1 protein-coding gene is annotated in these 278 nt (G+C 61.2%); it reads left to right on the forward strand.

Translation table 11 applies throughout. The annotated features are described in order from the left end of the window. A partial coding sequence (locus RVY79_RS19310; protein ID WP_317466183.1) for a hypothetical protein occupies positions 1-188 on the forward strand: 188 nt, incomplete at its 5' end. Between the last annotated feature and the right edge of the window lie 90 nt (positions 189-278).

Raw genomic sequence — 278 nt, forward strand, 5'->3', positions numbered from 1 at the left:
GGGCTCTGGGCGTGCTGAACAAGTTCGACCGGGCCATGGATCACTTCGACTTCATGGTGTGGAACGCCATCCGCGATCAGTCGGACGTGAACGAGGAAGTGAATCGCTTCCTGCGCAAGTTCCAACCGCTGGCCATTCGTTGCTACACGACGCACCTGCGTCTGATGACCACCGTGCGCAACATCTGATCTGAGCGCGCTCGTGCCCTGCCGGACGACCTCCGCCGTATCTTCACCTGTTGGTGGCGGTACGGCGTACGCATCGGCACAGAGGGTTCC

Source organism: Chromohalobacter sp. HP20-39 (assembly GCF_033052815.1).
Taxonomy (GTDB): domain Bacteria; phylum Pseudomonadota; class Gammaproteobacteria; order Pseudomonadales; family Halomonadaceae; genus Chromohalobacter.